This window comes from Actinomadura rubrobrunea NBRC 15275 (assembly GCF_001552235.1).
GTDB classification, from domain to species: Bacteria; Actinomycetota; Actinomycetes; order Streptosporangiales; family Streptosporangiaceae; genus Spirillospora; species Spirillospora viridilutea.
On the sequence record NZ_BCQU01000153.1, the window covers coordinates 1 to 7,401 of the forward strand.

The window sequence follows — 7,401 nt, forward strand, 5'->3', positions numbered from 1 at the left end:
CGGGCGTCGCGCCCGCCGGCGGACGCGACGACGGCGGAGGAAGATCATCGGGGCCGGGCTCGTCGTGCCGCGGGCGGCCCAGCTCCTTCAGGCGGGCCACGAAGTCGCCCGTCGGGAGGTCGTCGGCGTCGGCGGAGGCCGGCAGATCCGACAGCCCGCGCAGCCGGCTCTTGAGCCGCCGCAGGGCGTCGGCCTCGGCCCGGCACCGCGCGCACCCCGCGAGGTGGGCCAGCGCGCGGTCGCGCTCGTCGTGACCCAGCTCACCGTCGACCAACGCGGTCAGACGCTCCCCCAGACAGCTCACGCGGCTCCCTCGTCGATCACGTCGGCCGCGCGCGGCGACGCGCGCGGCGAAACCTCAAGCGCCCTCCGGCCGCGCGGGCTCGCCGGTGCGGATCGACGCGTCCCCCGTGGCCGGCGCCGCGGCGGGCACCGCCGCGACCAGGTCGTCGTCGCGCCGGTCGCCCTCCGCGGCGCCGCGGCGCTGCGGCGCGCGGTGCTCCAGCGCGGCGCGCAGCTGCGCCCTCCCCCGATGGATGCGGCTGCGCACGGTTCCCAGTTTGACACCCAAGGTCGCGGAGATCTCCTCGTACGACAGGCCTTCGATGTCGCACAGCACCACGGCGGCCCGGTACTCGGGCGCCAGGGCGTCGAGCGCGGCCTGGATGTCGGCGTCGAAGTTGCGGTCGTCGTAGGCCTGCGCGGGCGTCGGCTCGCGGCCCTGCAGGCGCTCGGCGGCGTCGTCGGCCAGTCCCTCGAAGCGGATGCGCTGGCGGCGCCGCGCCATGTCGAGGAACAGGTTGGTGGTGATGCGGTGCAGCCAGCCCTCGAAGGTTCCAGGCGTGTAGTTCGACAGCGAGCGGAACACCCGGACGAAGACCTCCTGGGTGAGGTCCTCGGCGTCGTGCTGGTTCCCGGTCAGCCGGTAGGCGAGCCGGTACACCCGTCCGGAATGCGCGCGCACCACCTCGTCCCAGGAAGGAGGCGCCCATTCGGCCTCCGGCGCGTTCTCGCGGTTGCGCGCGGCCGCCGTGGTCCCGAACCCCTTGCGGGGGCCGACCCCCACAGCGCCCTTAAAAGTCAGTGCTGCCACTCCCATGGTGCTGGGTTGTTCCTCTCTGGTGGCCAACGCTCTCGCTTTGGAACGACACGGTCGACCCTGGGCTGGGGTGGTACTGGACCGACGACTTCTACAACGTGCTGAAACGGCGTTTGGTTCCCGGTCAGCGATAAAGTCTGTTCCCGGGGATGCGGGGGCCGTCCCCTGCACCGATAGCGTCCGGCCAGCATGAGCCAGGCGGGGGTCCCGCGAGGAGGCAGCCATCGACGCCATTCAGGCCACCCTGGCCTATGTGGAGGAGTACCTCCCCGAAGACGAGGCGCTGGTGAACGCGCGACGGCGGGGCGAGGAGGTGGGGGCGACCCCCATCGGCCCGGCCGGCGGGGCGGCCCTGCGGTTCCTGGCCGCGGTGATCGACGCCCGGACGGTGGTGGAGATCGGCACCGGCTGCGGGGTCTCCGGCATCTGGCTGCTGCGCGGCATGCGCAAGGACGCGGTGCTGACCAGCGTGGACGTCGAGCCGGAGCACCAGCGGCTGGCCAAGCTCGCCTTCGCCGAGGCCGGGCTGGGCGCCTCCCGCACCCGGATGATCGTCGGGCGGGCGCTGGAGGTGCTGCCGCGGCTCACCGACGGCGCCTACGACATGGTGTTCTGCGACGCGCTCAAGCACGAGTACCCCGAGTACCTGACGGCGGCGCTGCGCCTGCTGCGCCCGGGCGGGGTGCTGGCCTTCGACAACGCGCTGTGGCACCACCGGGTGGCCGACCGGAGCCGGCGCGATCCCGAGACGCAGGCGATCCGCGAGGTGCACCGGATGATCCGCGACGACGAGCGGCTGGTGCCGCTGCTGCTGCCGGTCGGCGACGGCCTGCTGTGCGCCGTGAAGCGCGGATGAGTCCGCCGGCGGAGGGTCGCCCGACGGAGGCCTTCCGCGTCCGGACGCGGCCCACGCCGCGGGCCGCCGGGCAGGCGGTCGCGCTGGCGCTGCTGGTGGCCGCCTCGGCGGGGTTCGTCGTCGGCGGTCTGGCGGGCCGCGCCGGGTTCGGGGCCGTGCTGTTCGTCGTCTTGGGCGTGCTGGGGCTGGTCCTGTTCGGCGCCGGTCTGCTGCGGGCGGTGGGCGTCCTGCTGGGGCGCCGCCCCGTCCTGGAGATCGACGAGACGGGCGTGCGGCGTCCGGCGCGCTGGCCGCTGCCGCGCCGGGCCGACCGGGTGCTGCCGTGGCAGCGGGTGGCGGCGATGTGCGCGCTGCGCCGCGGGGTCGCGGGCACCCGCCGGGGCGAACAGGACTACCTGGTGTTCCTGCCGTCGGCGGAGCTGGCCGAGGCTGCCCGTACGGCGCGGCGGTCGCTGCTGGTCGCGCTGACGCTGCCGGACGCGCCCGCGACGGCGGCGCTGCCGGGGGCCGGGGAGGCGGCCGCGTGGTGCTTCCCCGTGGAGCCGTCGTGGGACGCGTCTCTCAAAGAGGTCGTGTCGGCCGTCCGCAGCCGCCGTCCGATCCCGGTGATCGACCGGCGCCGGCGGTGATCCCGCGGCGTCCGCTCAGGCGGACGCCTCAGCCGAACGTCTCGGCCGGACGCCTCAGCCGGACGCCGCGCCGAGCCAGGTGAGCAGCAGGCGGGTGCCGAAACCGGTGGCGCCCTTGGTGATCTCGGCGTCCTCGCCGGTCGCCCGCGCGGGACCGGCGACGTCGAGGTGGGCCCAGCGCCGCCCGCCCGCGAACTCGCGCAGGAACAGCGCCGCCATGATGGAGCCGCCGCCGAAGCCGCGGCGCTCGATGTTGGCCACGTCGGCGACGTCGGAGTCGATGCCGGGCCGGTACTCGTCGATCAGCGGCATGCGCCACAGCGGCTCGCCCGCGGCCCGCCCGGCGGCGAGCAGCGCGTCGGCCAGGTCGTCGTCGGTGGCGTACAGGGCGCCGTGCCGCAGCCCCAGCGCCACCTTGGCGGCGCCGGTGAGGGTGGCCACGTCCACGATCACGTCGGGGTCCAGCTCGGCCGCGGCGTAGGCGAGCGCGTCGGCCAGGACGAGCCGTCCCTCGGCGTCGGTGTTGAGCACCTCGGAGGTCCGGCCGCCGTAGTGGGTGATCACGTCGCCGGGGCGCATGGCCGACCCGGACGGCATGTTCTCGGCCGCCGCGACCAGCCCGGTCACCCGGGAGCGCACGCCGAGGCCGCGCAGCGCCCCCATGACCGCCATGACGGCGCCGCCGCCCGCCATGTCGGTCTTCATGGTCTTCATGTTGTCGTTGGGCTTGAGCGACAGGCCGCCGCTGTCGAACGCGATGCCCTTGCCGACCAGCACCACGTGGCGTCCGTCGGCGTCCTCGGGCCGGTAGGACAGCTCGATCAGCCGCGGCGGGCGGGGCGAGCCCCCGCCGACGGCCAGCAGCCCGCCGAAGCCGCGCTCGGCCAGCTCCTTCTCGCCGAGCACGCGCAGCTCCAGGCCCGCCTCGGCGGCGATGTCGGCGGCGCGGCCGGCCAGCCAGGACGGCCCCTTGTCGGTGGACGGCTGGTTGGCCAGGTCGCGGGCGCGCGCGGCGGCGCGGGCGAGGGCCTCGCCGCGGCGGACCGCGGCCCACGCGTCGGCGCCCTCGACGGCCAGCGCCAGCGTGCCCGGCGGACGCTTGCCCTTGCCGGCTCCGGCGTCCTCGTCGTCGCCGGAGCGGATCGTGAACTCGTACGCGGCGAGCAGGGCGCCCTCGACGAAGGCGGCCAGCCCGTCCGAGGAGGCCTCGGGCAGGCCCGCGACGAGCGTGTCGCGGCCCCGGCCGCGCCGGGTCAGCGCGGCGCCCGCCTTGCGCAGATCGGCGGGCGCGGCCTCCCCGACGCCGTAGAGCAGCAGCTCGCACAGCCGGCCGTCCAGCCGCACCGGCGCGGCGACGATCTCGCCGGGCTCGCCCTTGGCGCGGTGCAGGGCCAGCAGCTCCTCGACCGGGAACGGCAGCTCGGGCAGGGCGTCGGCGGGCGCGGTCGGACCGGGCCGCACCGGCAGGGCCACCGCATCGGCGCCCAGCGGCGCCACCGCCTCGACCGGCCGTCCGCCCGCCTCGCGGACCCGGGTCTGGATGGGCATGCCGCTGGTCCCCCTGTCCCTGCCTGCTCGTCTGCTCGCTGCGCGACACGGGCCGCGCGGCCGTCAGGCGGCCGGTCGGCCCGATGCCCGGGGCGGCGCGGGTCCCCGGCGTGACGCCGGGGACCGCCACCGCACATACCGAACGTACCGGGATCGGCACGTCATACGGGGATTCCCGGGAGCCGCCCCCTGGGGAACACCGCGGGCCGCGGCGACAGCGGGCCCCGCTCACCGGGCACGCTCCGCCGGCCACGGGGTTCCGGGTGGCCGCCCCTGGGAGGGAAGGTTCGGCTCAGGCCGTCAGCCGACGACCTGCTTGAGGGCCTCGCCGAGTTCCTTGGCCTCGTCGGCGGACAGCTCGACGACGAGGCGTCCCCCGCCTTCCAGCGGGACCCGCATGACGATGCCGCGTCCCTCCTTGGTCACTTCAAGCGGACCGTCTCCCGTCCGCGGCTTCATCGCCGCCATGCGTGCATCCCCTTCCTGCCTAGGGCCGCGTGGGGGCCTCCGGGCACCGTTGGCCGCGTGGCCGCCTGTCGCATCCGCGTCATCAGTAGTGGTCCATTATCCCGTGTTCGGGGCGCGAAGTGGTAACGATCAGCGACCGGAGGCCGGACGCCGGGCGCGCCGGGGCTCTTGCCTGCGGCGACTCCGGTCGTCGATCGTTGCCTGAACAGCCCAGATGAAGAAGGCGAGGACGATGGTGTCTGAGGTCTCGCAGACCGTGCTGTACGAGGTCGCCGACGGGGTGGCCACGATCACGCTGAACCGGCCGGAGGCGATGAACTCGCTGACGGTCGAGATGAAGGAGGCGCTGCGCGCGACGTTGGAACGGGCCGCCGCGGACGGCGAGGCGCGGGCGGTGCTGCTGACCGGGGCGGGCCGGGCGTTCTGCGCCGGCCAGGACCTGCGGGAGCACGCCGACAACCTCGCCGCGGGCCGGGGTTTGGACGACACCGTCCGCCGCCACTACAACCCGATCGTGCGGGCGCTGACCGAGCTGCCCAAGCCGACGGTGGCGGCGGTGAACGGGGTGGCCGCCGGCGCCGGGGCGGGGCTGGCGTGGGCCTGCGACCTGGTCGTCGCGTCGGAGAAGGCGACGTTCGTGACGGCGTTCACCGGCATCGGGCTGGGGCCCGACACCGGCATGTCGTGGACGCTGCAGCGCCTGGTGGGCCGCGCCAAGGCCGCCGAGCTGCTGCTGCTCGGCGAGCCGGTGAAGGCGCCGCAGGCGCTGGAGCTGGGGCTGGTCGGACGGGTCGTTCCGACCGACGAGCTGGCGTCCGCCTCGATGGAGCTGGCGCGCCGTCTGGCCGCCGGGCCGACCGTCGCCTACGCGGCCGTCCGGTCGGCGTTGGACCACGCGGCCTCCCACGACCTGGCGGCCAGCCTGGAGAAGGAGGCCGAGCTGCAGGAGCGGCTGGCGGAGACGGCCGACCACCGCAACGCCACGGAGGCGTTCCTGAAGAAGGAAAAGCCCGTCTTCGAGGGGCGTTAGCGGCGCCCGGTCGCGCGGAGGGCCGCGGGTCAGGCGCGGGCCCGCGCCGCGGAGGTGGGTGAGCACGGTCGGCACCCGGCGGTGGTCGTCGGGCGTCTGGTGCAGGTCGGGCTCGGCGAAGACGGAGCCCACGTGCTAGACCATCGCGGCCTCGCTGACGACCGGGGCGCGGGCGATGGCCCCGTTGGACCGGCCCTCGGCCATCAGCGCCGGCACCTGGCGTTCGCGCTCGGTGAGCCGGTCCAGCGGGGAGCGCTCGCGGCGGCGGGCCGGCAGCCGCCGCACCACCTCACCCTCCACATGCCGCCCGATCTGCGCTTTCACCGCAGACCAGGCAACCGCGAAGGAAGCCGGAGATCACTGCGTCTGGATGCCGTTCGGGGGCAGACCCGGCCCTACCCCCGGGCCTCCACCGCACTGAGGTGGGGCTGTCCCCACTCGGGATTCTCCGGCGCGCGCCAGTGTGCGGCGCCGGCCCGGGGCGGTTGGCTTGACGGCATGTCCTCCCCCATCGCCCCGCCCACCGCCGAGCACGTCCGCGGCGATCTGGCCGCGATCGCCACGAACGTGGTCAAGACCTACGGGACGGGCGACGGCGCGGTGACCGCGCTGCGCGGCGTGTCCGCGGCGTTCGCCCGCGGCCAGTTCACCGCGATCATGGGTCCGTCCGGGTCGGGCAAGTCGACGTTCCTGCACTGCCTGGCCGGGCTGGACACCGTCACCTCCGGCACGGTCGTGATCGGCGGCGTCGACATCACCGCGCTGTCGCGGACCCGGCTGACCCGGCTGCGGCGCGAACGGATGGGCTTTGTGTTCCAGTCGTTCAACCTGCTGCCGATGCTGACCGCCGAGGAGAACATCCGGCTGACCGCGCGGCTCGCGGGCCGCCGCGCCCGGCGCGCGGGCGGGGCGTGGGGACGGCGCGGGGACGGCGTCGACCAGGAGTGGGTCGACCAGGAGTGGTTCGACACGATCGTGGACGCCCTCGGCCTGCGCGGGCGGCTGCGCCACCGGCCCGCCGAGATGTCGGGCGGGCAGCAGCAGCGGGTGGCCGTGGCGCGGGCGCTGCTGACCCGCCCGGACGTGCTGTTCGCCGACGAGCCGACCGGCAACCTGGACTCCCGGTCCGGCGCCGAGGTGCTGGGTTTCCTGCGCTCCGCCGTCGACTCCTACCGGCAGACGGTGGTCATGGTGACGCACGACCCGGTGGCCGCCGCGCACGCCGACCGCGTGCTGTTCCTGGCCGACGGGACGATCGTCGACGAGCTGGCCGCCCCGACCATCGACGCCGTGCACGCCCGCATGCGCCGGATGGAGGGCTGACGCGGTGTGGCTGATCGCGCGGCGTTCGTTCGCCGAGGGCTGGGTCCGGCTGGTCGCCACCATGCTGGCCGCGCTCGGCTCCATCGCGCTGATCGCGGGCTCGCTGCAGTTCGCGCTGCGCGCGCAGGAGGCGGTGTCCGGCAGCGACGCCAGCGAGTACTTCCGGGCCGACGTCCTCGTGCAGGGCGGCACCGTCGACCCCGACGACCCCTACGCGCCGCCGGACGGCCGGGTGCGGCTGGACCGGGTCGCGTCCCGTCCCGGCGTGGCCGCCGCCGTCGGGGACGCCCTGGTGCCGGTGACGGCCGCCCGTCCCGACGGCGAGCCGATCGTCGCCCCGGCCGGGGGGCGCACGCTGCTGCGCCCGTGGGTGTCCGACGCCCGGCTGAGCCCCTACCGGCTGGAATCGGGGCGGGCGCCCGCCGCGGACGGCGAGGTCGCGATCACA

The 7,401-nt window shown here is 75.5% G+C and carries 10 protein-coding genes; 5 read left to right on the forward strand and 5 right to left on the reverse strand.

The genetic code is table 11. The features are described from left to right. Positions 1 to 304 (reverse strand): anti-sigma factor family protein (locus AR3_RS27995; protein ID WP_169803911.1); only part of this gene is annotated, 304 nt, incomplete at its 3' end. Between the two features lie 54 nt (positions 305 to 358). Then, a complete protein-coding gene (sigE, locus tag AR3_RS28000) occupies positions 359 to 1,099 on the reverse strand; it encodes an RNA polymerase sigma factor SigE (protein ID WP_227022963.1) in 741 nt (246 codons plus the stop codon). Between the two features lie 253 nt (positions 1,100 to 1,352). Here sigE and AR3_RS28005 point away from each other — a divergent pair, with 253 nt between their 5' ends. Continuing rightward, positions 1,353 to 1,955, forward strand: a complete 603-nt coding sequence (locus AR3_RS28005; RefSeq protein WP_083952183.1) for an O-methyltransferase — start codon at positions 1,353 to 1,355, stop codon at positions 1,953 to 1,955. After that, entirely contained in the window at positions 1,952 to 2,584 is a 633-nt protein-coding gene (locus AR3_RS28010; RefSeq protein ID WP_067918501.1) for a hypothetical protein, read from the forward strand. The genes AR3_RS28005 and AR3_RS28010 overlap by 4 nt, the downstream gene beginning before the upstream one ends. 54 nt (positions 2,585 to 2,638) lie before the next feature. On the opposite strand, the gene AR3_RS28015 is transcribed toward AR3_RS28010, so the two are convergent. Next, a complete protein-coding gene (locus tag AR3_RS28015; protein ID WP_067918502.1) occupies positions 2,639 to 4,132 on the reverse strand; it encodes a leucyl aminopeptidase in 1,494 nt (497 codons plus the stop codon). A gap of 300 nt (positions 4,133 to 4,432) precedes the next feature. After that, positions 4,433 to 4,600 carry a DUF3117 domain-containing protein gene (locus AR3_RS30080; RefSeq protein ID WP_083952185.1) on the reverse strand — a complete coding sequence of 56 codons (168 nt, stop codon included), beginning with the start codon at positions 4,598 to 4,600 and terminating at the stop codon, positions 4,433 to 4,435. Positions 4,601 to 4,832: 232 nt separating this feature from the next. Between AR3_RS30080 and AR3_RS28020 the strand changes: the two genes are divergently transcribed. Beyond that, positions 4,833 to 5,630: an enoyl-CoA hydratase-related protein gene (locus AR3_RS28020; RefSeq protein ID WP_067918507.1), complete on the forward strand. Its 798-nt coding sequence runs from the start codon at positions 4,833 to 4,835 to the stop codon at positions 5,628 to 5,630. Between the two features lie 135 nt (positions 5,631 to 5,765). Here AR3_RS28020 and AR3_RS32835 read toward each other — a convergent pair whose 3' ends face one another. After that, positions 5,766 to 5,954 carry a helix-turn-helix domain-containing protein gene (locus AR3_RS32835; protein WP_146150182.1) on the reverse strand — a complete coding sequence of 63 codons (189 nt, stop codon included), beginning with the start codon at positions 5,952 to 5,954 and terminating at the stop codon, positions 5,766 to 5,768. 174 nt (positions 5,955 to 6,128) lie between these two features. Between AR3_RS32835 and AR3_RS28025 the strand changes: the two genes are divergently transcribed. Together AR3_RS28025 and AR3_RS28030 are read left to right on the forward strand one after the other, a co-directional pair. Further along, positions 6,129 to 6,953, forward strand: a complete 825-nt coding sequence (locus AR3_RS28025; protein WP_067918504.1) for an ABC transporter ATP-binding protein — start codon at positions 6,129 to 6,131, stop codon at positions 6,951 to 6,953. A gap of 4 nt (positions 6,954 to 6,957) precedes the next feature. Beyond that, positions 6,958 to 7,401, forward strand: a 444-nt coding sequence (locus AR3_RS28030; RefSeq protein WP_217998799.1) for a hypothetical protein, incomplete at its 3' end; no start/stop codon positions are given.